This window comes from Variovorax sp. MHTC-1 (assembly GCF_003984645.1).
Lineage (GTDB): Bacteria > Pseudomonadota > Gammaproteobacteria > Burkholderiales > Burkholderiaceae_C > Variovorax.
Map to the genome: position 1 here is coordinate 28,843 of NZ_RWKI01000011.1, position 25,408 is coordinate 54,250.

Consider the following 25,408-nt stretch of genomic DNA (forward strand, 5'->3'; position numbering starts at 1 on the left):
CTCTTCTCTTCTTCTGTTCTTCCATTCATGCAGGCACTTCGGCTGCCTGCTCATCCCTTTGCGCTTGCGCGTCGTCGGCGACCGGAATGCGGTCCATCCGTGCGGCCAGCGTGTCGAAAAAATCGGCCACTGCGGCGAGTTGCGCGTCGCAGTCCTCGATGGTGTTCATCCGGCCTCTGAACTCCTCGCCGCCGGGCAGCGGGCGGACGTACCAGCCGATATGTTTGCGCGCGGTGCGGACACCGCTGTAGTCGCCATAGAGCGCGTAGTGCTCCTGCAGATGGTCGAGCAAGAGGCGGCGCACCTCGGCCACGAGCGGCGGCGCGAGCTGCGCACCGGTCGCGAGGAAATGCGCGATCTCGCGAAAGATCCACGGTCGTCCCTGCGCGGCACGGCCCACCATCACGGCATCTGCGCCAGTGAGCGCAAACACTTCGCGCGCCTTCTCGGGCGAGTCGATGTCGCCGTTGGCGACCACCGGCACGCGCACGGCCGCCTTGACTGCCGCGATGGTGTCGTACTCGGCCAGGCCCTTGTAGCCCTGCTCGCGCGTGCGGCCGTGCACCGTGAGCATCTGCACGCCGGCCGCTTCGAAGCGGCGCGCCAGCGTCACCGCGTTGCGCTGGTCTTCGCTCCAGCCGGTGCGCATCTTCAGCGTGACCGGAACGCAGTGCGGCATCGCAGCACGGACCACCGCCTCGACGATCTCGAGCGCCAGCGGCTCGTCGCGCATCAACGCCGAACCGGCCCACTTGTTGCACACCTTCTTGGCCGGGCAGCCCATGTTGATGTCGATGATCTGCGCGCCGCGCTCGATGTTGTATTGCGCCGCCTCGGCCATCATTGCCGCATCGGTGCCGGCGATCTGCACCGCAATGGGACCCGGCTCGCCATCGTGGTTCGCGCGGCGCGACGTCTTGAGCGAGCCCCACAGCTCCTTGCGCGATGTGACCATTTCGCTCACCGCGTAGCCGGCACCGAGCTCGCGGCACAGCATGCGGAAGGGCCGGTCGGTGACGCCCGCCATGGGCGCAACGAACAGCCGGTTTTCCAGCACGATGTTGCCGATCTGCAGGGTCATGGAGGGAATGTTGGCGCGCGCCGGGCTGCTGAAAAATGAGGCACGATTGTAGCGGCGCGAAGCGAGAGCGGCTGAAACCATTTGCGATTTCATAGAGTTTCATCGCGCGCGCGGACAGCGTATACGCCGACGCCGCATAAGGCCGGGTCTTTCTATACTGCGGCGCACATGCAAGCCTGGCTCGATTCACTCTTTGCGCTTCTTGCGCTGCCGCAATTCGGGCTCAGCACCCTCTTCGTCGCCGCCTTCGTATCGGCGACATTGCTGCCGGTCGGCTCCGAGCCGGTGCTGTTCGGACTGCTCAAGCTCAATCCCGAAATGTTTTGGCCCGCGGTCGGCGTCGCGACGCTCGGCAACACCTTGGGCGGCATCGTGGACTGGTGGATCGGCTACGGGGCACACAAGGTGGCCGACAAGTATTCGCACTCCAAGCACCACCTGCGCGTGCTCGGCTGGCTGGAGCGCCTCGGCCCCAAGGCTTGCCTGCTGGCCTGGCTGCCGATCGTCGGCGATCCGCTTTGCGCCGTCGCAGGATGGCTGCGGCTCTCGTTCTGGCCCTGCGTGATCTACATGGCGATCGGCAAGTTCGCGCGCTACGTCACGATGACGGTCGCGCTTCTCTATATATGGCCGAACTGAGCCGGCAGCGCGATCAGGTCAAAAGCCCGTAGGGCCCGCCGCGCTCAAGCGCGCGCATGTACGCCGGACGCGCGCGGATGCGCTCTAGATACGCCATGAGCTTGGGCCGCGACGCATCGAGCCCGCCGCGCGCCACCGCGGCCTCCACCGGAAAGCTCATCTGGATGTCGGCGCCCGAGAACGCATTGCCGGCAAACCATTTGCTTTTGCCGAGCTCGCCTTCCATGAAGTCCAGATGGCTCTTGATGTTGGGCGTGATGAAGGCGGCCTTGGCCTTGCCCGCGATCGCCTTTGCGATCGGCTTGGCGAAGAAGGGCATCTTCGCCTTCTCGATCTGGTCGAACACCAGTTTGAGCAGCAGCGGCGGCATCGCCGAGCCTTCGGCGTAGTGCAGCCAATAGCGGTAGCGCAGCGCCTCGGGCGTACCCGCCGCAGGCGCGAGGCGGCCATTGCCGTAGCGCTCGATCAGTGTCTCGGCGACCGCACCCGACTCCGCGAGCGTGAGGCCTTCGTCGGTCGTCACCACCGGCGACTTGCCCAGCGGATGCACCGCGCGCAAGGTGGGCGGCGCGAGCATGGTCTTCGGATCGCGCTGGTAGTGAACGATCTCGTAAGGCAGTTCGAGTTCTTCGAGCAGCCAGAGTACGCGTTGCGAGCGGGAGTTGTTGAGGTGGTGGACGGTGATCATGGAGGGCTGCAATGCGCAGGGCTCAGGAGCTGAACAGGAAGTTCATCACGTCCCCGTCCTTGACCACGTACTCCTTGCCTTCCGCCCGCATCTTGCCGGCATCCTTCGCGCCCTGCTCGCCCTTGAAGGCGATGAAGTCGTTGAACGCGATGGTCTGGGCGCGGATGTAGCCCTTCTCGAAATCGGTGTGGATCACGCCGGCGGCCTGCGGGCCGGTGTCGCCGACGTGAATGGTCCAGGCGCGCACTTCCTTCACGCCGGCGGTGAAGTAGGTCTGCAGGCCCAGCAGCGTGTAGGCCGCGCGGATCAGGCGGTTAAGGCCCGGCTCTTCCTGGCCGATCTCGGCCAGGAACATCTTCTTGTCTTCTTCGTCCATGTCCGCCAGCTCGGCTTCGATCTTGGCGCAGATGGCGACGACGGGCGCGTTTTGCGCGGCGGCGTATTCGCGCAGCCGGTCGAGGAAGGGGTTGTTCTCGAAGCCGTCCTCCGCCACGTTGCCGACAAACATCGCGGGCTTGGCGGTAATCAGCGAGAACTGCTTGATCAAGGGCTTGTCCTCCTTGCTGAACTCCAGCGCGCGCACGGGCTTGTTCTCGTTCAGCGCGGACTGGCATTTCTCCAGCAGCGCGACCAGCTTGATCGCCTCCTTGTCGCCGGAGCGTGCGGTCTTGGTGTGGCGATGCAGCGCCTTCTCGACCGTGGCCAGGTCGGCCAGGCACAGCTCGGTCTGGATCACCTCGATGTCGGAGATGGGATCGACCTTGCCGGCCACGTGGATCACGTTGTCGTCCTCGAAGCAGCGCACCACGTTGACGATGGCGTCCGTTTCGCGGATGTGCGCGAGGAACTGGTTGCCCAGGCCTTCGCCCTTGCTGGCGCCGGCCACCAGGCCCGCGATGTCGACGAACTCGACGATCGCCGGCACGACGCGCTCGGGCTTCACGATCTCGGCCAGTTGGGCCAGCCGCGGATCGGGCACCTCGACCACGCCGACGTTCGGCTCGATGGTGCAGAAGGGATAGTTTTCGGCCGCGATGCCTGCCTTGGTCAGCGCGTTGAAAAGGGTGGACTTGCCGACGTTGGGCAGGCCGACAATGCCGCACTGGAGACTCATGGCGGGGCTTTCAGAATGCTTTGGGGAACCGGGGATTTTAGGCCCTGGCCCCGTGCCCGCCCGGCCGCCCGAAGGTCACTGGGCGCGCCAACTCGGGGGCAGCGATACATGACGTGATGAGCGTGGGGGCCCATTTGCGGCTATTCGAAGCGCAGATTTGCGCCGACCGACTGGCCGCGCTTCAACATGTGCTCCACGCCCTGCAGCACGATCGCATTCATGCCGAAGGTGATGGCGCCGTCGACCCGCGCATCGGCGCGGTAGGTCCGCAGCGTGTCGCCCACTTCGGGGCTGCTTTCGGCCGTGGCCGGGTCGATGTCGGGGATCGGGCAGCGCGAGCAGGGCTTGACCGGCCGCAGTTGCGCCTCGCCCTCGCCGGTCGCGATGTGCAGCGTGTCGACCCGGTCTTCGTCGTGCGCTTCGATGCCGGCGAGCACGATGTTGGGACGGAAGCGCTCGATGCCGACAGCGCCATGGCCGGCCGCGGCCAACCTCGCGTTGAGCTCGGCCAGCGAGCCCTCGCTGGCGACCAGCAGCGGATAGCCGTCGGCGAACTGGTTCGGCGCCTCGATGCCGCCGGTCCACTCGAGGTTCGACAGCCGCCGGTACTCCGGATCGAAGCGCACCAGGCGCAGCTTCTGCGGCCGGCCCGGTTGCGAGAGGAAGTCGCTGAACCATTGGGCCGCGATGTCGCCCATGTCGTAGGCCGGCACCTCGTCCTTCCACACCCGCGCCCGCACCGGCTGCTCGACGCGGTCGAAGGCGATGTGCAGCGCCAGCATGCCGGGCGCGCGCAGCACCATCTCGGAATGCTTCATCTGCGGCCGGATCAGCGCCATGCGCGGCAGGTCGCGCTGGGTGACGAACTCGCGTTCGGCATCCACCACCATCCAGGCGCGGTCGAATTCGAGGCCGGTTTCGGTCAGCAGCGCCTCAGGCAGCTCGACGCCGGCGCAGGACTTGATCGGGTAGACGAACAGGCGGGCGATGGTGGCGTGGAGGTCGAAGTCGGAGGCGTTCACGTGCGGTCCTTGGGCTGAAGCCGGTGATTGTCCCGCAGTGCGCGGAACCAGGCCGGCGCCGGGCCGCCAGCGCGGCGTAGACCGCGCTTCGCGCAGCCGGGCGGCCTGATGCACCCCCTCGGGGAGCAGCGAGTACACGAAGTGATGGAGCGTGGGGCCACACTCCTACAATGGCCCGATGGCTCTTCCACCCGAGGTTTGCATTCGCGGCGCCGGCATCGTCGGCCGCACGCTCGCACTGGTTTTGGCGCGCGAACGCGTGCGCGTGGCGCTGGTGGCGCCGGCTGCGCCCCCCGCGGGGCAGGACGTGCGCGCCTATGCGCTGAATGCGGCTTCGAAGACTTTGCTCGAGTCGCTGCGCGGCTGGCCTGATGCAGCCCATGCCACGCCGGTGCGCGAGATGCTGGTCTATGGCGACGAAGGCGCCCGCGTGCAGTTCCATGCCGCGCGGCAGAAGGTCGAGGCACTGGCCTGGATCGTCGATGTCCCCGCGCTCGAGCAGCAGTTGAGCGATGCGGTGCGCTTCCAGCCGCGCATCGAGATCGTCGCCGAGCCTGTGCCGGCGCCGCTGACGGTGGTCTGCGAAGGCCGCATCAGCGCCACGCGCGAAACATTGGGCGTGCGCTACGAGGTCACGCGCTATCCGCAGCACGCCATCGCGGCGCGGCTGCAGGCCGAGGAGCCCCATGACTGCGTGGCGCGCCAATGGTTCAACGACAAGGGCGAAGTGTTCGCGCTGCTGCCGCTGGGCGACAGGCAGCTCGCGCTCGTGTGGTCGGTCGACCAGCTGCGCGCTCCGGCCCTGCTCGCGCAGACGGCGGACGAATTCAACACCGCGCTGCACGATGCCAGCCATGGCGCGCTCGGCGCCCTCAGGCTCATCAGCGAGCGCGCGGCCTGGCCGTTGCAGCGAGCGATCGCCGATCGCTGGACCGGCCAGTTCGCGGACGGCAGCTCCTGGGCGCTCGCAGGCGACGCGGCGCACACGGTGCATCCGCTCGCAGGCCAGGGCTTGAACCTGGGCTTGGGCGATGCCGCGGCGCTGGCCAACGTGATCAAGGATCGCGACTACTGGCGCAGCGCGGGCGACGCCCGGCTGCTGCGCCGCTACGAACGGGCCCGCCGCACCGACGTGCTCTCCATGAGCCTGGCCACCGACGGCCTGCAGCAACTCTTCGCGCACAGCGCCGATCCGCTGCCGGCGCTTCGCAACTGGGGCATGCGCGGCTTCGACCGCACGCGGCTCGTCAAGAACTGGATCGCGAAGCAGGCCATGGGCCTGCAATGAATTCCGCTGGAAGAAACAACATCATGAAATTCGCCCCCGCCCTTCTTTCCGCGCTGACCCTCGGCTGCACCTTGAGCGCCGCCGCCGGCGAAGCCGAGATCCGCCAGAACCTGGCCGCGCGCATCCCGCAGTTCGCGAAGATCGACGAAATCACCAAGTCGCCGATGCCCGGCCTCTACGAGGTACGCATCAACGGCTTCGAGATCTACTACACCGACGAGCAGGGCAACTACCTGCTGCAGGGCAACCTGATCGACGTGAAGGCGCGCCGCAACCTCACCGAAGAACGGGTCGAGAAACTGAGCGAAGTCGCCTTCGACAAATTGCCGGTGAAGGATGCCTTCAAGATCGTGCGCGGCAACGGCAAGCGCAAGCTGGCGGTGTTCGAAGATCCGAACTGCGGCTACTGCAAGCAGTTCGAGCGCGAGCTGACCAAGATCGACAACGTGACCATCCATCTCTTCCTCTACCCGGTGCTGGGACCGGACTCGGTCGTGAAGTCGCGCAACATCTGGTGCGCCAAGGACAAGGTCAAGGCCTGGACCGACTGGATGGTGCGCGGCGTCGCACCCGAGACCGCCGAGTGCGATACCAGCGCACTCACCCGCAATCGCGAGTTCGGCCAGAAGTACAACATCACCGGCACACCGACGCTGATCTTCAGCAACGGCACGCGTGCGCCGGGCGCGATTCCGGCCGAGCAGGTCGAAAAGCAACTCGCCGCAGCCAACTGATGGCCTCGCCGGCCATCCACTACCGCGTCGAATGCGCGGACCGCAACGCACACCTGTTCGCCGTCACGCTGACCATCGAGCGGCCCGCCGCGCAGCAGCGCGTCGCCTTGCCGATCTGGATTCCGGGCAGCTACCTGGTGCGCGAGTTCGCGAAGAACCTGCAGAAGCTGCAGGCTGTGCAAGGCCGGCGCAAGCTGGCCGCGCAGCAGCTCGACAAGCACAGCTGGCAGATCGACTGCGCGTCGGGCAAGCCGCTGGTGCTGCGCTACCAGGTCTGCGCCTACGACAACTCGGTACGCACCGCGTGGCTCGATCGCGACCGCGGCTTCTTCAACGGCACCAGCCTGTGCCTTCGCGTCGAGGGCCAGACCGACGAGCCGCACGCGATCGAAGTCCTTGCGCCGCCGCTCCTGGCGCCCGGCGAACGCTGGTCGTGCGCGACGGCACTGAAACCCGCCAGGGTCGACCGCCAGGGATTCGGCAGCTACCTCGCCGCCGACTATGACGAACTCGCCGACAGCCCGGTCGAGATGGGCATGTTCTGGAGCGCCGAGTTCGAGGCCTGCGGCGTGCCGCATCGCTTCGTCGTCGCCGGCGCCCCCGCCTCCTTCGACGGCGAACGGCTGATCGCCGACACGCGCGCCATCTGCGAGACGCAGATGCGCTTCTGGCACGGCGACAAGGTCGGCAAGCGCGGCGGACCCAAGCCGCCGCACGACCGCTACGTGTTCATGCTCAACGCGGTGGACGACGGCTACGGCGGGCTCGAGCACCAGCACTCGACCGCGCTGATCTGCACCCGCCGCGACCTGCCCCAGCTCGCCGCGAAGAAGCAGCCCGAGGGCTACACCACGCTGCTCGGGCTGATCAGCCACGAGTACTTCCACACCTGGAACGTGAAGCGCCTGCGGCCCGCCGAGTTCGCGCACTACGACTACGGGCAGGAGAACTACACCCGCCTGCTGTGGCTGTTCGAGGGCTTCACCAGCTACTACGATGATTTGCTGCTGCGCCGCGCCGGCCGCATCGACGACACCGGCTACCTGCGCCTGGTCAACAAGACCATCAACCAGGTGTTGCAGGCGCCGGGCCGGCTGGTGCAGTCGGTGGCCGACGCGAGCTTCGATGCTTGGGTCAAGTACTACCGGCAGGACGAGCAGACACCCAACACCACGATCAGCTACTACACCAAGGGTGCGCTGGTGGCGCTGTGCTTCGACCTCACGCTGCGCGCCGAAGGCAAGGGTTCGCTCGACGAAGTGATGCGGCTCCTGTGGAAGAAGAGCGGCGGCGGCCCGATCGACGAAGCCGCATTCGCCGCCGCGCTCGAGGCGGTCGGCGGGCGCTCCTTTGCGCAAGAGATCGCGAGCTGGGTCCACTCGACCGACGAACTGCCCCTCGCCGATCTGCTGCGCAGCCACGGCGTCGCCGCGCTCGAAGACCCGGCGCAGCGCGCACAGGAACTCGGCCTGCGCGTGGCCGAAGCGAACGGCAGCGTGCAGGTCAAGATGGTGCTGCGCGGCGGGGCGGCCGAGCAGGCCGGCTTTTCGGCCAACGACGAATGGATCGGCATCGAGCTCGGCGCTGCCAAGGGCCACAAGGCGCAGGCCTGGCGGCTCGCCAAGCTCGACGACCTCGCGCTCTACCTCGGCCCGCTGAAGAAGATCACGGCACTCATCGCGCGCGACCGCCGGCTGCTGCGCCTGCCGCTCACGCTGCCCAGCGGCGTGACGACCTGGCGCCTCGCCGCACAAGATCCGGCCAAATTGACGCGCTGGCTCGATCCGCAATGATGTCTGCCACCGGCTTGCCACTTCGTGTGCTTCGCCACCCCCGAGGGGGAGGCGCGGCCGCCTGGGGCGGACCGGCAGCGTCCGCCCGCGTACTGTTCCAACCCGTTTCAAGGAGACACGCATGAACTACGAGAACATCGAAGTCCGCACCGAAGCCGGCAAGGTCGGCATCGTGACGCTGAACCGGCCCAAGGCGCTGAATGCGCTCAACGATGCACTGATGACCGAGCTCGGAGATGCGCTCAAGGCCTTCGACGTCGATGAAGCGATCGGCTGCATCATCGTCACGGGCAGCGAGCGCGCGTTCGCCGCGGGCGCCGACATCGGCGCCATGGCCACTTACAGCTTCACCGACGTCTACAAGGGCGACTACATCACCCGCAACTGGGAAACCATCCGTAGCGTGCGCAAGCCGGTGATCGCGGCCGTGAGCGGCTTCGCGCTCGGCGGCGGCTGCGAGCTCGCGATGATGTGCGACTTCATCATCGCGGCCGACAACGCCAAGTTCGGCCAACCCGAGATCAAGCTCGGCGTGATTCCAGGCGCGGGCGGCACGCAGCGCCTGCCGCGCGCGGTAGGCAAGGCCAAGGCGATGGACATGGCCCTGACCGGCCGCATGATGGACGCCACCGAGGCCGAGCGCGCCGGGCTGGTGAGCCGCGTCGTGCCCTTCGACAAGCTGATGGACGAGGCGCTGGGTGCCGCGCTGGTGATAGCCGACTTCTCGCAGGTCGCCGTGATGGCGGCCAAGGAATCGGTCAATCGCGCCTTCGAGAGCGGCCTCGCGGACGGCGTGATGTTCGAGCGCCGCCTGTTCCACGCGCTCTTCGCCACGGCCGACCAGAAGGAAGGCATGGACGCCTTCGTCAACAAGCGCAAGGCCGCCTTCAAGCACCAGTGACGCGGCCTTAGCGCGGCGCGGCCGGCGGTGGCCCGGCCTCGGGCCGCGCTGCGGCCTCGGGCGCTTGCACCGCAGTGCGCAGCGCCTCGTTCAAGGCAGCCAGCGCGGGCGCCGACGGCGCGCCGGTGGCCGGCGGCGCACGGCCTTCGCGCCAGCGCACCTGGCCGCGCGCGACTTCGAACACCGCCAGCACCTCGTCGTTGCGTTCGAGCGAGATGCGCCATTCGGGCGTGGCCGCCAACGGCTGTCCGCCGACCGCGGTGATGGCTGCCGATCCCAGCAGCGCATTGAGATCGAGCGCTTCGGCGCGCGACAGGCTGCGGCTTGCGCCGCCGCGCTGTGCGATCGTGATGCGATTCCATTGCGAAAGCGCCGCGAAGGTGGGCGGCTCCGTCGCCTCGGTTCGCACGTTCGGAGACGCAGGGCGTGCCGCGCGTGCGGCCCCGGCCGCAGCGCCCGGGGCCGCGGGCCCGGCGGGCGGACTCGCCGGAGGCGCAAAGCCTTGCTTGGCCGCGGCCTCTTCTTCGCGACGGGTTCGGGCGGCGAGGGAGTCCCGCGGCGCGGGACGTGCCGCCGCGCCGGCCGAAGGTTCCGCCGGCGCGACGGGCGCAGCCGGGACAGGCGCTGCGGACCGAGCAGCAGGCGCCTCGCGTGTCTCCTTCTTCCTGGATTCGGCTTCATCGGCCTCAGGGCGTGCCAGTACCGGCGGCGCCGCGGCGGCTGCCGGTGCCTCCAGCACAGGTGAAGCCGGTTCCGATGACGGAACGGGCGCCGATTCGGGCTGCGGCGCAGGCTCGGTCGGCGCCGGCGGAGCGGACACGGAAGGCGCCTGCGCGGCGACCCTGGCCTCGCCGTCGGGCCGCACGCCCGGCACCGGCTCGCGCTGCCAAAGCACCGTCACCAGCGTCGCGACCAACACGGTGGCGAAGGCTGCGTTCCAGGGCATGCGCGAGCCATCGCCCAGGCCCACGAGACGCTTCCACCAGGGCAGCGCCTCCGGCTCCTGCGCGGCGGAAGCCGGCCCTACGGCGTCGTGCGCCCGTTCCAGGATCGCCTTGCGCAGCCGCCAGTGGGGCGTCGCCGCGTGGTCCGGCGCATGCGCCAGCGCGCGCCGCAGCGCGTCGTCTTGAAGATCGTCGTTGGCGTTCATGCGCGAAGCTCCAGCACAGACAGGTAGCGCTCCATGCAGCCGCGCAGTTTCTTCAAGCCGTAGCGCAGCCGGCTGCGAACGGTCTCGAAGCCGACACCCAGCGTGTCGGCCAGCGCTTCCACCGTGAAGCCGTCTTCGTGGTGCAGCAGGAAGGCGGCGCGCTGTTCGTCCGGCAATTCGTCGAGGCAGGCCAGCAGGCGGCGGCCGGCGGCGCGCCAGAACGCGAGCTCCTCGGCCGAAGGATGCGCGGCGTCGGATGCGGTGCCGCCGTCGCTCAGTAGGCCGCGGCTGAACAGCTGCGCGGCCTCGAGCCCATCGCCGTCTTCGTCGTGCGCATAGAAGGCCACCTCGCGGCCGCTCAGGCGCAGCCGGTCCATCGCCAGGTTGTGCGCGATCGTGAAGGCCCAGGTGCGCCAGCTCGCGCCCTGCGGCGAGAAGCTCTCGCGCGCCGCGATGATGCGCATCCAAGTGTCCTGGAAGACCTCGTCGACCTCGGCCGCGAGCCGCATGCCGAGCAGGCGCCGGACAAAGCGGAACAGCGCGCTCTCGTGGCGGGCGTAGAGCGTGTCGAAGGCGGCCGCGTCGCCGCCGGCATAGGCGAGCATCAGCTGGTCGTCCGGCATGGTGTCGTGAAGGGCGGGGTTCGCAGCGGAGGGCGCAAGCATCGGCAGATTTTCACCTCACGTTCTACGGACTGCGCCGTCGTTCGGGGTTAGCACCCCCTCAAAAAATATCGTCGGGACTTAACCCGACCGGGTCCGCCCCACCGTATCAGCCTGCATCCACAACCCGGAGCTGCTGATGACCACCCGCCTTTACCTTCTTCGACGCCCGCTCGTCGCACTGCTGTGCGCCCATCTTCTGTTGAGCGCGTGCGGCGCCACCGAGATCGCACCCGGCGCCGCGCGCTGGCCGGCTCCGGCGCCGCAGCCCGAACCCGCGAACTTCCCTTCGCCGCAATGGCCGGCGAACGTGATCGCGCGCACCGTGCCGAATTTCGAGGCGCCCTCGGCCACCCATTGCGCGCGGCCGGTGCAGAGCTACGAAACGCCGGGGCGCACCGGCCAGCGCGATGAAGCATACACAGGGCACGGTGAAGGTCGCGCTCCCCTCGGCCGCGAAGCCAAGTCGCGGCGCGCGGCTCCGGCTGAGGCGGCATCCGATGCCGCCGCCGCCATGCCCGCGCCTGCGGCCCCCGCTGCGGGCGCAGCCGGGGAAGCACTGGCCGCCGAAGCCGAGGCACCGCGCTTCGCGCCGCCGGCGCCCGGCACGCCACCCATTCAACGCCCCCGGCCGCAACAGCAGGTGGTCACCGCCGGCATGGTCGACGACAACGCCGACTTCTCGGCCTACCTTCAATTCCGCCAGCGCACGCAGGTCGCGCACCGCGCGCGCGACGTGAGCGAGCGCTACCTTCTGCAGGTACGCAACGCTCGCGGGACGGCCGTGCCCGATGCCGAGGTCGCAGTGCAGGCTGCGAACGGCGCCGCCATGTGGGCCCGCACCGACGCGGCCGGCCGCGCCTGGCTGCATCCCAACGCCTTCGATCCCTCGGGCAGCCAGGTGTACGAGGTGGCGGTGCGCAAGTACGGCCAGCAGGGCACGACCTTCCTGCGCCGCGGGCAGAAAAGCGCGGTCGAGCTGGTGCTGAATACGGCTGCCGTCCCGCAGCGCGCTCGCCTGGATCTGGTCTTCCTGATCGATGCCACGGGTTCGATGGGCGACGAGATCGGCAAGCTCAAGAGCACGCTGCACGCCATCGCCAACGAGGTGGCGCAACTGCCGAGCCGGCCCGACACCTGCTTCGGGCTGGTGGCCTACCGCGATCGCGGCGACGCCTTTCTCGTGCGCCGGCACGACTTCACCAACGACCTCGGCAGTTTCCAATCGGTGCTCGACGCGCTGCAGGCCGCCGCCGGCGGCGACTACCCCGAGGCGATGAACGAGGCGCTGCACGAGACGGTGCACCGGCTGAGCTGGCGCGGCACCGACGCGACCCGGCTGGTGGTGCTCTTGGCCGACGCGCCGCCGCACCTGGACTACGGCGGTCCGCAATACGACGACGACATGATGGCCGCACTCGGCAAGGGCATCAAGGTGTTCAGCGTGGGCGCGAGCGGGCTCGACAAGCAGGGGGAGTACGTGCAGCGCCAGATCGCGCAGTTCACCGGAGGGCGCTTCGTATTCCTAACCTACAGGGAGGCAAGCAACCCCGCCAGCGGGCCCGGCCGCGAGACGGTGCACGACGTGAACAACTATTCGGTGCAGACGCTGGACCGGCTGATCGTGCGGCTCGTGACGGAGGAACTGGCGAAACTCCCGAAGGCCGGCTGAACGCCGCGGAGCCGGCTATAATCTCGGGCTCGGCTCTTTAGCTCAGTCGGTTAGAGCGATGGAATCATAATCCACAGGTCCGCGGTTCGAGTCCGTGAAGAGCCACCAAGTACAGCAAGGAAAGCCCGCTACCGCATCGGTAGCGGGCTTTTTTTCATTGCCTTGCCAAGTGCCGCGCGCGAGCCTACAAAGTCAGGCCGCACACCGCCTACCGAGGAGTCGCCAATGCCCGACGATCTGAGCCATTTCAAGCCGCTGGACCCCGGCCGGATCAATGCCCTCGACCCCATCGAGCTGCAGTACTGGTGCCAGCAGCTTCGTTGCAGCGAGGCCGAGCTGCAGGATGCGCTCTCCAAGGTGGGCGACCACGTGACCGCGGTGCGCGATCGACTGGCATCGCGCGAATAGCGGCGCCCCTAGTTCTTGGGGCGCCAGGCGCTGAGGAATTCGGACGTCTTGTCGTTGTGCTGCCGCGCTGCAACGGCAGGGGCGGACGAAGACGGCGAGGTCGAAGCATTGCTGTCCCGAGGCTGCGCCGCGGGCGCCCCGCTGCCCTCGCAGCCTGCCATGCACAGCATCAGCGTCGCCAGGCCGGCGACCGCTATCCACGGTGTCTTCACAGTCATTTCCCCCGGTTTCGCCGATCCCGATGGCGGGTTCGACGACGGTGATGCTAACTGCTTTTGAAAACCAAAGCTCTAGTCGCCAATGGAAAAGTCAGCATCAAGTACTACTTTTTTCACTGTGCACTGCCTGATCAGTAAATAAAATGCACTACATGAAATCCACCGACCGAGATGCTCCGGACGAGCCCGAGGACGAGTCCGACTACTCCTCCCTCGCGCCGCTCAACCGCGCGCATCTGACGCACGAGCCGGCTCGCCGCATCCCGACGTGGGCCGGCTTCGCGGGCGCTGTCGCGCTGGGCATGGTGGTGGTCGAGGCGCTTCGGCGCCTCATGGGTCACTGAGCGTCTCGCGCCAGTCCCGGTATCGATTCTTCAGCGCCAGCCGGCGCCTCGGCGCGCGCCAGGATGCCCTGCAGAATTCCCGGCAGCTCGAACACCGCCCGGTTCCGTACCTTGTAGGTCGCGGCGCGGTAGCGCTCCAGGTCGCGGACCAGTTCATCCACTGCGCCAGGCACCTTGGCATAGCTCGAGCGCACCAGGCCCACGCCCTGCTCGCGCACCCATTCGGCGTTGTAGCGCTCCTGCGGCAGTGTCCAGCTGTTGCACACGACGATCACCGGCAGGTGAAGCTGCACCGCCTCGCTGACGCTGCCCGGGCCTGGCTTGCCGATGAAGAAGTCGGCCAGCTGCATGTAGCGGGCGACGTCGGGCGTGAAGCCCAGCACCAGCCGCGGCGCCCGCGCCGGTTGTGCGCGCAAGGCCTTGGCGAGCGCCTCGTTGTGGCCGCAGGCCAGGATGAGCTGGGTGTCGGGCAGCCGCTTCGCGATGCCGAGCATGGCCTTGGAGCCTTGCCCGCCGAAAAGCACCAGGCCGGTCGGGCGCTTCGGATCGAGTCCCAGGCGCTCCCGTTCGGCCCCCTGGTCGATGGGCTGCGTTTGGTAGAAGGCCGAGCGGATCATCATTCCCGAGGTCGCGTGGATGCGCTCGTCGGCGTAGCCTGCTTCGCGCGCCTGCTGCACGGCGCGCTCCGAGCCGCAGACGAAGTGCTGATCCTGCCCCTTCTCGATCCAGAAGTGCGGCGGGTGATCGGCCAGGTCGGTCAGCACCGTCACGTAGGGCACGCCCGGCAATGCCGAGGCGACCGACTCGTAGAGCGCTCGGTTGAAATTCGGAATCAGCGACACCACCATGTCGGGTTCGGTCGCCAGCCAGTGCTGCTGCAGCGGGCGCAGCAGCTTCGGCTTGGCCCAGCGGATCACGGCCTGCAGCACCTTGAGCTCGTGCGTGAGCCCGAGGGTCCAGCCGCGGGCCAGCCGCTTGTTGTAGACGTCCTCCGGATCCATGCCGGTCAGCTTGCGGAAGCTGTCCTTCGGATCGAGCACTTCGCGCAGATTGACCAGCCGCACGGTCCACGGCAAGCCCTCGCGCCGGATGGCCGCTTCGAGCGCCAGCGCGGAGGCACGGTGCCCGCCGCCGGCGTCGAAGTAGACGAGATCGACGGTTCGCTGGGCCTGAAGGCGCGGAGAAGGCGACACCGCGCACGTCATGCGTGCGCCGGTTCGCGCCGGGAAGCGGCCCGCCCGGCACGTGTGGCGGCCGGCATGTGCTCTGTCCAGTGCAGGATCTCGAGCCGGCCGTCGGCATGCTCGGCCAGCGCCGTCAGGCTCTCGACCCAATCGCCGTCGTTGGCGTAGAGGATGCCGTCGATGTCGCGCAGCTCGGCATGGTGGATATGGCCGCAGACCACGCCTTGCACGCCGCGCTTGCGGGCCTCGCGAGCCACCGCGCTCTCGAAATCACCGACATAGCTGACCGCACGCTTGACCTTCTGCTTCAGGTACTTGGACAGCGACCAATAGGGCAGCCCCAGGCGCGCACGCAGCGAGTTGAGATGCCGGTTCAGCTTGAGCGTGAATTCGTAGAGCGAGTCGCCGACGTGGGCCAGCCACTTCGCGCACTGGATCACGCCGTCGAACAGGTCGCCGTGCATGACCCAGAGCTTGCGGCCGTCTGCGGTCTCGTGGATCCATTCGTCGGCCACGTCGATGCCACCGAAGTTGTGATGCAGGTACTTGCGCGCGAACTCGTCATGATTGCCGGGGATGAAGATCACGCGCGTGCCCTTGCGCGCCTTGCGCAGGAGCTTCTGGATCACGTCGTTGTGCGGCTGCGGCCAGTACCAATGGCGACGCAGCTGCCAGCCGTCGATGATGTCGCCGACCAGGAACAGGGTCTCGCACTCGGTGTGCTTCAGGAAGTCGAGCAGCGCCTTCGCCTGGCAGCCGGGCGTGCCCAGGTGCAGGTCGGAGATCCAGAGGGTCCGGTAGCGCTGGGGAGGGCGCGAGCTTTCTTCGTCTTCCGCGAGGGAGGACAGGTCGGCCGTGTTGCGCCATGCACGAAGAAAAGCCTCATCGCGTTGCATGGGTCGTCATCGTCGCCAAGGCGGATGACGGCGCCGTGGCGGCGCGGTGAAGCTTCAATGACAGTGCAAAAAAGCCGCAGCTGCGCTGTCATCCAGCCTGGCAGCGATGGATTTCGATGGTCGAATGCCTGATCTCTTCGTGCATCGAGAAGGTCGCACGAACGTCATCGGGCGAGAGCGTTGACGAATGCGTGACAACGCTGAGCGCGCAGGCGTAAGCGCCCTGGCCGACGCGCCACACATGCAGATCGGCCACGCGCGTTTCCGAATCCGCGAGCCCCTGCTCCACGCCTTCGCGAATCTCTTCGACCACCGGATGGTCCATCTCGCGGTCGAGCAGCACCTTGCCGGTGTCGATCAACAGGCCCCGCGCCCAGCTCGCGACCAGCACGGCGCCGACGATGCCCATCAGCGGATCGAGCCAAGCCCAGCCGTAAAGCCAGCCGCCGGCGAGCGCGACGATGGCGAGCACCGAGGTCGCGGCGTCGGCCACGACGTGCAGGTAGGCCGAGCGCAGGTTCAGGTCGTGGCCATGGTCATGGCCGGGCGCGTGGTCGTGGTCGTGGTGGGCATGCCCGTGGTGCTGATGCGCCCCGCCGAGCAGCCGTGCGCACAGCAGATTGACCATCAGCCCGAGCGCTGCCACGACGATCGCTTCCTTGTAGTGGATCGCGGTCGGCGCCCACAGCCGCTCCAGCGAGCCCACGACCATCAACGCAGCGACGCCGAGCAGGAACAGCGCGCTCGCGAAGCCGCCCAGCACTTCGATCTTCCAGGTGCCGAAGGCGAAGCGGCGGTCGCCGGCATAGCGCCGGGCGGCTGCATAGGCAAAGGCGCTGAGGCCGATGGCCACCGCGTGCGAACTCATGTGCCAGCCGTCCGCCAGGAGCGCCATCGAGTTGAACCACCAGCCAGCACCGATTTCCAGCAGCATGGCGGCGGCCGTGATCCACATCACGAGCCGCGTGCTGCGTTCGGCGGCGTGGCTGTCGCCCTGGAACCGGTGTTCGTGCTGCCACCCGCTGAGATCGTGCGTGTGCATGAAAAAAAGACTCCTCAGTTGCCGAACATGTCGCCGTCGCGCTGCGGTACGGCGACGCCCAGGTGCCGGTACGCGGCCAGCGTGGCGATGCGCCCGCGCGGCGTGCGCTGCAAATAGCCCTGCTGGATCAGGTAGGGCTCGATCACGTCCTCGATGGTGCCGGCCTCTTCGCCGATGCTGGCCGCGATGTTGTCCAGCCCGACCGGGCCGCCGTCGAAGCGGTGGATGACGGCTTCGAGCAGCTTGCGGTCCATCAGGTCGAAGCCCTGCGGGTCGACGTCGAGCATGGCCAGCGCCTTGTGGGCCAAATCTTCGGTGATGCGGCCGTCGCCCTTGACCTGCGCGTAGTCGCGCACGCGGCGCAGCAAGCGGTTGGCGATGCGCGGCGTGCCGCGCGAGCGGCGCGCGATCTCGAGGCCGCCGGCGTCGTCCATCGGCACGGCCAGCAGGCCGGCGCTGCGGCGCACGATCCGCGCCAGCTCCTCGGCCGTGTAGAACTCCAGCCGCGCGACGATGCCGAAGCGGTCGCGCAGCGGGTTGGTCAGCATGCCGGCGCGCGTGGTGGCGCCGACCAGCGTGAAGGGTTGCAGGTCGAGCTTGATGCTGCGCGCGGCCGGGCCCTCGCCGATCATGATGTCGATCTGGTAGTCCTCCAGCGCCGGATAGAGGATTTCCTCGACCACGGGCGAGAGGCGGTGAATCTCGTCGATGAAGAGCACGTCGTTGCGCTCGAGGTTGGTGAGCAGTGCCGCCAGGTCCTTGGGCTTCTCGAGCACCGGGCCCGAGGTCTGGCGCAGGTTCACGCCCAGCTCGGCCGCGATGATGTGCGACAGCGTGGTCTTGCCCAGGCCCGGCGGGCCGAAGAGCAGCACGTGGTCCAGCGCCTCGGCGCGGTGGCGGGCGGCGCCGATGAAGATCTCCAACTGCTCGCGCACCTTGGCCTGGCCGACGTACTCGTCGAGCAGCTTGGGCCGCAGGGCGCGCTCGATCGCCTCTTCGTTGGGCGATGCGGGCGCGGCGGAGACCACGCGTTGCGGGGCCGGGGCGAAGTCGTCGGTCTGGATGGTCATGGGCGGTAGGCTGAAGGGACAGTTTAGTCGGCCGAACGGCCATCCGAGGGCAGATCGCCGTCCTCCGACGCGGGCCCCTCGTGCAGAATGCGCGACCGAGGAGGGTACGAGAAGGGTGTCGATCTACGAACTGAAGCCGCGATTCCAGGCCCTGCTGCGGCCTCTGGTCGTGCGTCTGCACGCCATGGGCGTCACGGCCAACCAGGTCACGATAGCGGCCTGCGCGATCTCGGTCGCGCTCGGCCTCTGGCTCTTCTTCGCCGCGCCCTCCCCGGCCGCCTTCGCGCTGATCCCGCTCTGGATGTTCCTTCGCATGGCCTTCAATGCGATCGACGGCATGCTGGCGCGCGAGCACAACCAGCAGAGCGCGCTCGGTGCCTTTTTGAACGAGCTGACCGACGTGCTGTCCGACGCCGCGCTCTACCTGCCCTTCGCGCTGGTCGCGCCTTTCAGCCCCTTCTGGGTCGGCACCGTGATCGTGCTCGCGGGCCTCTGCGAATTCACGGGCGCGCTGGGCCCGACGGTGGGCGCCTCGCGCCGCTACGACGGCCCGCTCGGCAAGAGCGACCGCGCCTTCGTGTTCGGTGCGCTGGGTCTCTACGTCGCGCTCGGCGGACCGCTGCCGGCCTGGAGCGCATGGCTCATGCCGATCGTCGCGATGCTGGTGGCCTGGACCGTCGTCAACCGCATCCGCCGCGCGCTGTTCGAAGCCGCCGCCGCAGCCCGCACCTGAGACGAGAAACCCGAATGACAGAAGCCCGCGTGCCGCACGAACACCACTTCAACACGCACGACGGGGTGTCGCTGTTCTATCGGCACTGGCCGGCGACCGGCGCCGCGCCGCGGGGCGCCATCGTGCTGTTCCACCGCGGCCACGAGCACGGCGCGCGTATGGCACACCTGGTCGACGAGCTCGATCTGCCGGATTTCGATTTCTTCGCATGGGACGCGCGCGGCCACGGCAAGTCTCCGGGCCAGCGCGGCTACAGCCCGAGCTTCGCGACCTCGGTGCGCGACGTGCAGACCTTCATCCAGCACATCGCCAGCGCGCACGGCGTACCGCCCGAGGACATCCACGTGATCGCGCAGAGCGTGGGCGCGGTGCTGGTCGCGACCTGGGCGCACGACTACGCGCCCCGGGTGCGCGGGCTGACGCTGGCCTCGCCGGCCTTCAAGGTCAAGCTCTACGTGCCCTTTGCGCGCGCTGGGCTGGGCCTCATGCACAAGCTGCGCGGGCTGTTCTTCGTCAACAGCTACGTGAAGGCGAAGTTCCTCACGCACGACCCCGCGCGCATCGCGAGCTACGAAAACGATCCGCTGATCTCGCGGCCGATCGCGGTCAACATCCTGCTCGGCCTCTACGAAGCGGCCGATCGCGTGGTGGCGGATGCCAATGCGATCACGCTGCCGGTGCATCTGCTGATTTCCGGCGCGGACTGGGTGGTGCATCACCAGCCGCAGCACACGTTTTTCGACCGCGTCGGCAGCGCGATCAAGACGAAGACGGAGCTGCCCGGCTTCTTCCACGACACGCTGGGCGAGAAGGATCGCGCACCCGCGGTGCAGGCGATCCGCGCATTCATCCTGCGCCTGTTCGACGAGGCGCCGCAAGCCGTCGACCTGCGCTCGGCGCACCAGAGCGGCGAGACCGCCGATGAATCGCGCGCGCTCGTCGAGCCGCTGTCTCCGTGGTCGCCGCGCGGCGCCTACTGGGCGATCACCCGTGGCAGCCTGCGCTTTGGTGGCCTGCTGTCGCGCGGCGTCGAGCTGGGACACCAGACGGGCTTCGACTCGGGCAGCACGCTCGACTACGTCTATCGCAACGAGCCCAGAGGCGCCGGCCCGATCGGCCGCGCCATCGACAGGACCTATCTCGATTCCATCGGCTGGCGCGGCATCCGTCAGCGCAAGATCCACGTCGAAGAGTTGCTCTGCGAAGCGATGGAACGGCTGGCCGAGAAGCACCGCGAAGTGCGTCTGATGGACATCGCCGCCGGCCACGGCCGCTATGTGCTCGATGCGGTGCAGGCCAGCCCGGTCAAGGCCAGTTCGATCCTCCTGCGCGACTACAGCGACATCAACGTGCGCGACGGCCGCGCGCTGATCGCAGAGAAGGGCCTGGAAGACGTCGCGCAGTTCGTTCAGGCCGACGCCTTCGATCGCCTGAGTCTCGCGAGCGTGCTGCCGCGGCCCACGCTGGCGGTGGTGTCGGGCCTCTACGAGCTCTTCCCCGACAACGAGATGGTGAGCCGCTCGCTGGCCGGCGTCGGCGATGCGGTCGAGGACGGCGGCTACCTGGTCTATACCGGCCAGCCCTGGCACCCGCAACTGGAGATGATCGCGCGCGCCCTCACCAGCCACCGCCAGGGCGAGGCCTGGGTGATGCGGCGGCGCACGCAGGCCGAGATGGACCAACTGGTGGAGGCGGCGGGTTTTCGCAAGATCGACCAGCGCATCGACGAATGGGGCATCTTCACGGTCTCGCTGGCCATCCGCACCGGTCCATGAAACCCGTGCGCGGACCACGGCCCTGGAAGCGCGCCGCCGCCTGGCTGGCGCTGCTCGGTCCTCTGTTCTATGCCACCTACGGCTTCGCCAACTGGTGGGCCGCGACGCGCACCCATGTGCCGGTGCTGGTGTTCGAGTGGGAGCGGGGCGTGCCCTTCTGGCCCTGGACCATCTTCCCGTACTGGACCATCAATGCCTTCTATGCGCTCTCGCTCTACCTCGCGCGCGACCGCCACACGCTGGACCGGCATGCGGCACGGCTGCTGACGGCGCAGGCCGTTGCAGTGAGCTGCTTCATCCTCTGGCCGCTGCGCTTCAGTTTCGGCCAGCCGGCAGTCGAGGGCGCGCCGGCCTTCCTGTTCGATGCGCTGCGCGGCTTCGACCAGCCCTTCAACCAGGCGCCCTCGCTGCACATCGCGCTGGCCGTGATCCTGTGGGACTGGTACCGGCGCCTGCTCCACGCGCGCTGGTTGCGCGCGCCGCTGCATGTCTGGGCCTTCGCGATCTGCGCCTCGGTGCTCACCACCTGGCAGCACCACTTCATCGACATTCCCACCGGCGCTCTGCTGGGCCTGTTCTGCGTTTGGCTCTGGCCGCTCGAACGCGTACTGGCGATGCCGCGGGCCTGGCGACTCGCGCGCGATCCGCAGCGCTGGAAGCTGGCCGGCTCCTACGCAGCCGGCGCGCTGCTCTTCTTCGCTGCTGCCCTCCACATGCGCGGCGTCCCGCTCTGGCTGATGTGGCCAGCCTTGTCGCTCGCGCTGGTGGCGCTGAACTATGCGGGCCTGGACGCACGCGGCTTCCAGATGGACCGCGAGGGCCGCATGCAGTGGGCCGCGCGCTGGCTGTTCGCGCCCTACCGCCTCGGCGCCGCCGTCAACGCCTGGCTCTGGACACGGCGACTGCCCGCTTCAGTCGAAGTGGCGCCGGGGCTGCGCCTCGGCCGTCTGCCGACGCGCGGCGAATGGGAGGCGGCGGGACGGCCGCGGCTGCTGAGCCTCTGCGCCGAACTGCAGACGCTGCCGGTGCCCGGCGCACGCTGCGTGCCGATGCTCGACCTCACCGTGCCGACGGCACTGCGGCTGCAGCGCGCCGTTGCCGTCGTCGAGGGCCAGCGCCGCAGCGGCCAGGCGGTGTGGGTCTGCTGCGCGCTCGGCTTCTCGCGCAGCGCGGCTTCGGTGATCGGCTGGCTCGGGCTTCACGGCGCCGCCGGCACGATGGCGGGCGCGCACGAGGTGGTGCGTCGCGCGCGCCCGCAGATCGTGCTGCGCCCGGCCTGGCTCGCCGCGCTCGATCGATTGGCCACCTCGGGAAAGACTCGCGATGAATGAAGACAACGACCGCGCACTGTGCTCAGCCACGGCCGGGTTGCTGCGTGCCAGCGAGGCGCTCGCCTTTTGGGGCCTTGCCCTCTCCTTCATTTCGGCCCTGGTGCTGGCCCTGACCGGTCGCTCGCTGGGCTCGGCCGCCTGGATCGCCTACGCGGCCGTCACGCTGATCGGGCTGCCGGAACGCTATCTCGCGCTGCGGCTGCGACTCGACGCCACGCTGTTCGACGGCCTCGCGAAAGCGACGATCGCATCGCTGCCCTCGATGGACCGCGCGCTCGAGCAGCTCGGCCTGCGGCGCAATGCCGACGCGTCGCGCCCGCTGGCCGACCGCGTGCTCGGCAGCCGCCAACTGATGCAGCGCCACGGCATCGCCGTCATCGCGCAGACCATCGTCTTCGCGATGGCGCTTGCGATGCAGGACTGGCGCTGAGGCCCACGCATGAATCCCGAGGAGTTGTCATGAGTTCTTCGTTAGAACCGGGCGGCCTGCGCAAGGCGGCGGCCATTGCCTGCGCCTGGCTGATCGTCGTCTTCGCCAAGCTCCTGACCGGCGTGCGCGCCATCTGGGCCGGCACCGCCCCGAAGGCCGAGCAGACGCTCTACTTCGCCAACCACACCAGCCATGGCGACTTCGTGCTGCTGTGGGCCACGCTGCCGCCGGACCTGCGCGCGCTCACGCGGCCGGTGGCAGGACAGGACTACTGGGAAGCATCGCCGCTGCGCCGCTTCATCGGCCGTGACGTGTTCAACGCGTTGATGATCCGCCGCGACGGCAAAGGCGCCGGCGGCGGCGAAGCGGCCAACCCGGTCGACCAGATGACGGACGCGCTGCGCTCCGGCGACTCGCTGATCATGTTTCCCGAAGGCACGCGCAACATCGGCGAAGAGGTGCTGCTGCCGCTCAAGAGCGGGCTCTACCACCTGGCCCGCGCCTGCCCGCAGGTGCGGCTGGTGCCGGTGTGGATCGAGAACCTCAAGCGCGTGCTGCCCAAGGGCACGCTGGTGCCGATCCCGCTCGCCTGCAGCGTGCGCTACGGCGCGCCGATCAGCCTGGCCGAAGGCGAGGACAAGAACGCGTTCATTGCGCGGGCGCGCGCAGCGATGCTCGACCTGCGGCCCGAGTACGACCGTGCGGAAGAGATCTCGCCATCATGAACATCTCTGCCGCCACCCAGACCACGCTCGCGCTCTTCGGCGGCGTCGCCGGCGTGCTGATCCTCGCCTCGGCCATCGGCGCGCTGCTCAAGTGGCGCGTGGCGCAGGGCCTGCCGCATTCGGTGATCGACAACCTGAACTCGCGCGTCAACGCGTGGTGGATCATGGTCGCGGTGATCGGCGTTGCCTTCGCGTTCGGCAAGGGCGGCGTGATCGTGTTGTTCTACCTGATCTCGTTCTACGCCCTGCGCGAGTTCATGAGCCTGGCCTACACGCGGCGCGGCGACCACCATGCGATCGCGCTGGCCTTCTTCGTCGCCCTGCCGGTGCAGTACTTCCTGATTTGGATCGAGTGGTACGGGCTCTACTCGATCTTTATTCCGGTCTACGCCTTCCTGGTGCTGCCGATCCTCGCCGCCGTGGGCGGCGACACCAAGCGCTTCCTCGAGCGCACGTCCAAGGTGCAATGGGGACTGATGGTCTGCGTGTTCTGCATCAGCCACGTGCCGGCGCTGCTCACCTTGCAGATTCCCGGCTTCGAGGGCCGCAACCTGCTGCTGATCGCCTTCCTCGTGATCGTGGTTCAGGGCAGCGACGTGCTGCAGTACGTTTGGGGCAAGCTCCTCGGCCGGCGCAAGGTGGCGCCCGAGCTCTCGCCGTCGAAGACCTGGGAAGGCCTGGTCGGCGGCGTCGCCAGCGCCACAGCGCTGGGCGCCGCACTCTACTGGGCCACGCCCTTCAACCCGTGGCAGGCGGCGCTGATGGCGCTGACCATCTGCGTGATGGGCTTCTTCGGCGGGCTCGTGATGTCGGCCATCAAGCGCGACCGCGGCGTGAAGGACTGGGGCACGATGATCGAAGGGCATGGCGGCATGCTCGACCGGCTCGACTCGGTGATCTTCGCGGCGCCGATCTACTTTCACGCCCTCCGCTACTGGTGGGTGCCGTAGCCCTACTTGGCCAGCGCCTTCAGCGCCAGCTTGATCCCCTCGCCCACCGCCACGTCCTTGGGCAAGGCCTTGAGCGAGGCGGCGGCCTCCTTGTCGCTGTAGCCCAGCGCCACCAGCGCCTGAAGGATGTCGGCCTGCGCGTCCGTCGCCGCATGCGCAGGCATGCCGATGTCGGCACCCAGCTTGCCCTTGAGTTCGAGCAGCAGCCGCTCGGCAGTCTTCTTGCCGATGCCGGGGATCTTCACCAGGCGCCCGGCGTCCTGCAGCGTGATGGCTTGCGCGAGCTCGGCCACGCTGAGGCCGGAGAGCACGCCCAGGGCCATGCGCGGGCCGACGCCCGAGATCTTGATGAGCTGGCGGAATGTGGCGCGCTCGTCGGCGCTGCCGAAGCCGTAGAGCACCTGCGCGTCCTCGCGCACCACGAAGTGCGTGAGCAGCGAAACGCGCTCGCCGGTGGACGGCAGGTTGTAGAAGGTGCTCATCGGCACGTCGACCTCGTAGCCGACACCGTTGCAGTCCACCACTACCTGCGGCGGATTGCGTTCGGCCAGGATGCCGGTGAGTTTGCCTATCATGGGTGCCCTTCTCGCTTTTTGAATTGAAATCCGCGTGATTCTGCGACACACCTTCGCTCCGCCCAACAACACACGCCTGGGGCACCTCTGCGGGCCGCTCGACGCGCACCTGCGGCGCATCGAGGAGGCACTCAGCGTCAAGATCGCGCACCGGCACGAACAGTTCAAGTTCGACGGACCCAAGGTCAACGTGCAGCGCGCGATGGAAGTCCTGCAGGCGCTCTACGAGATCGCCCAGCGGCCGATCGACGCGGCCGTGGTACAGCTCACGCTGGCGGGCGACAGTTCGATGGGCGAGGCCGCGGACGGCGCCGTCACGCTCGCCACGCGCCGCGCCGACCTGCGTGCGCGCACGCCGAACCAGAGCGTCTACCTCGACAACATCGCGAACCACGACATCACGCTCGGCATCGGTCCCGCCGGCACCGGCAAAACCTACCTCGCGGTGGCTTGCGCGGTCGATGCGCTGGAGCGCAGCGCGGTGCAGCGCATCGTGCTCACGCGGCCGGCGGTGGAGGCCGGCGAACGGCTCGGCTTCCTGCCCGGTGACCTGACGCAGAAGGTCGACCCCTACCTGCGGCCCTTGTACGACGCGCTCTACGACCTGATGGGTTTCGATCGCGTGCAAAAGGCCTTCGAGCGCAACACGCTGGAGATCGCACCGCTCGCCTTCATGCGCGGACGCACGCTCAACAACGCCTTCGTGATACTCGACGAAGCGCAGAACACCACGCCCGAGCAGATGAAGATGTTCCTCACGCGCATCGGCTTCGGCGCCAAGGCGGTGGTGACCGGCGACGTGAGCCAGATCGATCTGCCGAAGGCGCAACTCAGCGGCCTGATCGACGCCGAGCGCGTGCTCAAGCGCGTCAACGGCATCGCCATCACGCACTTCAACAGCGGCGACGTGGTGCGGCATCCGCTGGTGGCGCGGATCATCGATGCCTACGACGGCGCGCGCAAACGCACTTCGGCCCGCTGAG

At 68.2% G+C, this 25,408-nt stretch carries 27 protein-coding genes and 1 tRNA gene; 16 read left to right on the forward strand and 12 right to left on the reverse strand.

The features are described from left to right. Positions 1 to 25: 25 nt before the first annotated feature. Positions 26 to 1,081 (reverse strand): tRNA dihydrouridine synthase DusB, encoded by a 1,056-nt coding sequence (dusB, locus tag EJI01_RS18595; protein WP_126838614.1) that lies wholly within the window; start codon positions 1,079 to 1,081, stop codon positions 26 to 28. A gap of 168 nt (positions 1,082 to 1,249) precedes the next feature. Here dusB and EJI01_RS18600 point away from each other — a divergent pair, with 168 nt between their 5' ends. Further along, positions 1,250 to 1,720 (forward strand): YqaA family protein, encoded by a 471-nt coding sequence (locus EJI01_RS18600; RefSeq protein ID WP_126838615.1) that lies wholly within the window; start codon positions 1,250 to 1,252, stop codon positions 1,718 to 1,720. A gap of 13 nt (positions 1,721 to 1,733) precedes the next feature. Here EJI01_RS18600 and EJI01_RS18605 read toward each other — a convergent pair whose 3' ends face one another. The 3 genes from EJI01_RS18605 to EJI01_RS18615 all read right to left on the reverse strand — a co-directional run bounded on the left by EJI01_RS18605 (position 1,734) and on the right by EJI01_RS18615 (position 4,544). Further along, positions 1,734 to 2,408, reverse strand: a complete 675-nt coding sequence (locus EJI01_RS18605) for a glutathione S-transferase (RefSeq protein WP_126838616.1) — start codon at positions 2,406 to 2,408, stop codon at positions 1,734 to 1,736. 22 nt (positions 2,409 to 2,430) lie between these two features. Next, entirely contained in the window at positions 2,431 to 3,522 is a 1,092-nt protein-coding gene (gene ychF, locus EJI01_RS18610) for a redox-regulated ATPase YchF (RefSeq protein WP_126838617.1), read from the reverse strand. 140 nt (positions 3,523 to 3,662) lie between these two features. Beyond that, positions 3,663 to 4,544: an MOSC domain-containing protein gene (locus EJI01_RS18615; protein WP_126838618.1), complete on the reverse strand. Its 882-nt coding sequence runs from the start codon at positions 4,542 to 4,544 to the stop codon at positions 3,663 to 3,665. Positions 4,545 to 4,722: 178 nt separating this feature from the next. Between EJI01_RS18615 and EJI01_RS18620 the strand changes: the two genes are divergently transcribed. The 4 genes from EJI01_RS18620 (at position 4,723) to EJI01_RS18635 (ending at position 9,260) form a co-directional block, all read left to right on the forward strand. Then, positions 4,723 to 5,832 (forward strand): FAD-dependent monooxygenase, encoded by a 1,110-nt coding sequence (locus EJI01_RS18620; RefSeq protein WP_126838619.1) that lies wholly within the window; start codon positions 4,723 to 4,725, stop codon positions 5,830 to 5,832. A 23-nt stretch (positions 5,833 to 5,855) separates the two neighbouring features. Continuing rightward, complete coding sequence (locus EJI01_RS18625; RefSeq protein ID WP_126838620.1) at positions 5,856 to 6,566, forward strand: DsbC family protein; 711 nt, start codon at positions 5,856 to 5,858, stop codon at positions 6,564 to 6,566. Further along, positions 6,566 to 8,359, forward strand: a complete 1,794-nt coding sequence (locus EJI01_RS18630) for a M61 family metallopeptidase (RefSeq protein ID WP_126838621.1) — start codon at positions 6,566 to 6,568, stop codon at positions 8,357 to 8,359. Before EJI01_RS18625 ends, EJI01_RS18630 begins: the two co-directional genes overlap by 1 nt. A 121-nt stretch (positions 8,360 to 8,480) precedes the next feature. After that, positions 8,481 to 9,260, forward strand: coding sequence for an enoyl-CoA hydratase (locus tag EJI01_RS18635; protein ID WP_126838622.1), 780 nt, complete (start codon positions 8,481 to 8,483; stop codon positions 9,258 to 9,260). Positions 9,261 to 9,267: 7 nt separating this feature from the next. Here EJI01_RS18635 and EJI01_RS18640 read toward each other — a convergent pair whose 3' ends face one another. Both EJI01_RS18640 and EJI01_RS18645 read right to left on the reverse strand, forming a co-directional pair. Next, positions 9,268 to 10,410 (reverse strand): hypothetical protein, encoded by a 1,143-nt coding sequence (locus EJI01_RS18640; RefSeq protein WP_126838623.1) that lies wholly within the window; start codon positions 10,408 to 10,410, stop codon positions 9,268 to 9,270. Continuing rightward, on the reverse strand, positions 10,407 to 11,075 hold the full coding sequence (locus EJI01_RS18645) for a sigma-70 family RNA polymerase sigma factor (RefSeq protein WP_126838624.1): 669 nt from the start codon (positions 11,073 to 11,075) through the stop codon (positions 10,407 to 10,409). Before EJI01_RS18645 ends, EJI01_RS18640 begins: the two co-directional genes overlap by 4 nt. Before the next feature lie 136 nt (positions 11,076 to 11,211). Between EJI01_RS18645 and EJI01_RS18650 the strand changes: the two genes are divergently transcribed. The 3 genes from EJI01_RS18650 to EJI01_RS18660 all read left to right on the forward strand — a co-directional run bounded on the left by EJI01_RS18650 (position 11,212) and on the right by EJI01_RS18660 (position 13,152). Then, a complete protein-coding gene (locus EJI01_RS18650; RefSeq protein WP_126838625.1) occupies positions 11,212 to 12,744 on the forward strand; it encodes a vWA domain-containing protein in 1,533 nt (510 codons plus the stop codon). Between the two features lie 31 nt (positions 12,745 to 12,775). Beyond that, positions 12,776 to 12,852 (forward strand) — tRNA-Met (locus tag EJI01_RS18655). Positions 12,853 to 12,969: 117 nt separating this feature from the next. After that, a complete protein-coding gene (locus tag EJI01_RS18660; protein ID WP_126838626.1) occupies positions 12,970 to 13,152 on the forward strand; it encodes a DUF3606 domain-containing protein in 183 nt (60 codons plus the stop codon). An 8-nt stretch (positions 13,153 to 13,160) separates the two neighbouring features. On the opposite strand, the gene EJI01_RS18665 is transcribed toward EJI01_RS18660, so the two are convergent. After that, on the reverse strand, positions 13,161 to 13,370 hold the full coding sequence (locus EJI01_RS18665; RefSeq protein ID WP_126838627.1) for a hypothetical protein: 210 nt from the start codon (positions 13,368 to 13,370) through the stop codon (positions 13,161 to 13,163). 152 nt (positions 13,371 to 13,522) lie between these two features. Here EJI01_RS18665 and EJI01_RS18670 point away from each other — a divergent pair, with 152 nt between their 5' ends. After that, positions 13,523 to 13,714 carry a hypothetical protein gene (locus EJI01_RS18670; protein ID WP_126838628.1) on the forward strand — a complete coding sequence of 64 codons (192 nt, stop codon included), beginning with the start codon at positions 13,523 to 13,525 and terminating at the stop codon, positions 13,712 to 13,714. On the opposite strand, the gene EJI01_RS18675 is transcribed toward EJI01_RS18670, so the two are convergent. The 4 genes from EJI01_RS18675 to ruvB all read right to left on the reverse strand — a co-directional run bounded on the left by EJI01_RS18675 (position 13,708) and on the right by ruvB (position 17,906). Beyond that, positions 13,708 to 14,907, reverse strand: a complete 1,200-nt coding sequence (locus tag EJI01_RS18675; protein ID WP_260602518.1) for a glycosyltransferase — start codon at positions 14,905 to 14,907, stop codon at positions 13,708 to 13,710. The two genes, EJI01_RS18670 and EJI01_RS18675, sit on opposite strands and share 7 nt — an antisense overlap. Positions 14,908 to 14,915: 8 nt before the next feature. After that, positions 14,916 to 15,794: a UDP-2,3-diacylglucosamine diphosphatase gene (locus EJI01_RS18680; protein ID WP_126838630.1), complete on the reverse strand. Its 879-nt coding sequence runs from the start codon at positions 15,792 to 15,794 to the stop codon at positions 14,916 to 14,918. A gap of 88 nt (positions 15,795 to 15,882) precedes the next feature. After that, entirely contained in the window at positions 15,883 to 16,836 is a 954-nt protein-coding gene (dmeF, locus tag EJI01_RS18685; RefSeq protein WP_126838631.1) for a CDF family Co(II)/Ni(II) efflux transporter DmeF, read from the reverse strand. Positions 16,837 to 16,850: 14 nt separating this feature from the next. Next, positions 16,851 to 17,906 (reverse strand): Holliday junction branch migration DNA helicase RuvB, encoded by a 1,056-nt coding sequence (ruvB, locus tag EJI01_RS18690; protein WP_126838632.1) that lies wholly within the window; start codon positions 17,904 to 17,906, stop codon positions 16,851 to 16,853. 115 nt (positions 17,907 to 18,021) lie between these two features. On the opposite strand from ruvB, the gene EJI01_RS18695 reads away from it, so the two are divergent. Genes EJI01_RS18695 through EJI01_RS18720 form a run of 6 tightly spaced genes read left to right on the forward strand, consistent with a single transcriptional unit; the run spans position 18,022 to position 23,850 of the window. Then, a complete protein-coding gene (locus EJI01_RS18695; RefSeq protein WP_126838633.1) occupies positions 18,022 to 18,639 on the forward strand; it encodes a CDP-alcohol phosphatidyltransferase family protein in 618 nt (205 codons plus the stop codon). Positions 18,640 to 18,653: 14 nt separating this feature from the next. Next, positions 18,654 to 20,414 carry a bifunctional alpha/beta hydrolase/class I SAM-dependent methyltransferase gene (locus EJI01_RS18700; RefSeq protein ID WP_126838634.1) on the forward strand — a complete coding sequence of 587 codons (1,761 nt, stop codon included), beginning with the start codon at positions 18,654 to 18,656 and terminating at the stop codon, positions 20,412 to 20,414. Next, on the forward strand, positions 20,411 to 21,745 hold the full coding sequence (locus tag EJI01_RS18705; protein WP_126838635.1) for a phosphatase PAP2/dual specificity phosphatase family protein: 1,335 nt from the start codon (positions 20,411 to 20,413) through the stop codon (positions 21,743 to 21,745). The genes EJI01_RS18700 and EJI01_RS18705 overlap by 4 nt, the downstream gene beginning before the upstream one ends. Continuing rightward, complete coding sequence (locus tag EJI01_RS18710) at positions 21,738 to 22,175, forward strand: hypothetical protein (RefSeq protein WP_126838636.1); 438 nt, start codon at positions 21,738 to 21,740, stop codon at positions 22,173 to 22,175. The genes EJI01_RS18705 and EJI01_RS18710 overlap by 8 nt, the downstream gene beginning before the upstream one ends. Positions 22,176 to 22,204: 29 nt before the next feature. Next, positions 22,205 to 22,900: a lysophospholipid acyltransferase family protein gene (locus tag EJI01_RS18715; RefSeq protein ID WP_126838637.1), complete on the forward strand. Its 696-nt coding sequence runs from the start codon at positions 22,205 to 22,207 to the stop codon at positions 22,898 to 22,900. After that, complete coding sequence (locus tag EJI01_RS18720) at positions 22,897 to 23,850, forward strand: phosphatidate cytidylyltransferase (protein WP_126838638.1); 954 nt, start codon at positions 22,897 to 22,899, stop codon at positions 23,848 to 23,850. Before EJI01_RS18715 ends, EJI01_RS18720 begins: the two co-directional genes overlap by 4 nt. A 2-nt stretch (positions 23,851 to 23,852) precedes the next feature. Here the strand turns inward: EJI01_RS18720 and ruvA are convergent, their stop codons facing one another. Next, positions 23,853 to 24,425: a Holliday junction branch migration protein RuvA gene (gene ruvA, locus EJI01_RS18725; protein WP_126838639.1), complete on the reverse strand. Its 573-nt coding sequence runs from the start codon at positions 24,423 to 24,425 to the stop codon at positions 23,853 to 23,855. A gap of 34 nt (positions 24,426 to 24,459) precedes the next feature. Here ruvA and EJI01_RS18730 point away from each other — a divergent pair, with 34 nt between their 5' ends. Then, the gene (locus tag EJI01_RS18730; protein ID WP_126838640.1) at positions 24,460 to 25,407 is read left to right on the forward strand and encodes a PhoH family protein; all 948 of its coding nucleotides are present in this window, start codon (positions 24,460 to 24,462) and stop codon (positions 25,405 to 25,407) included. The last annotated feature ends 1 nt before the right edge of the window (position 25,408 follow it).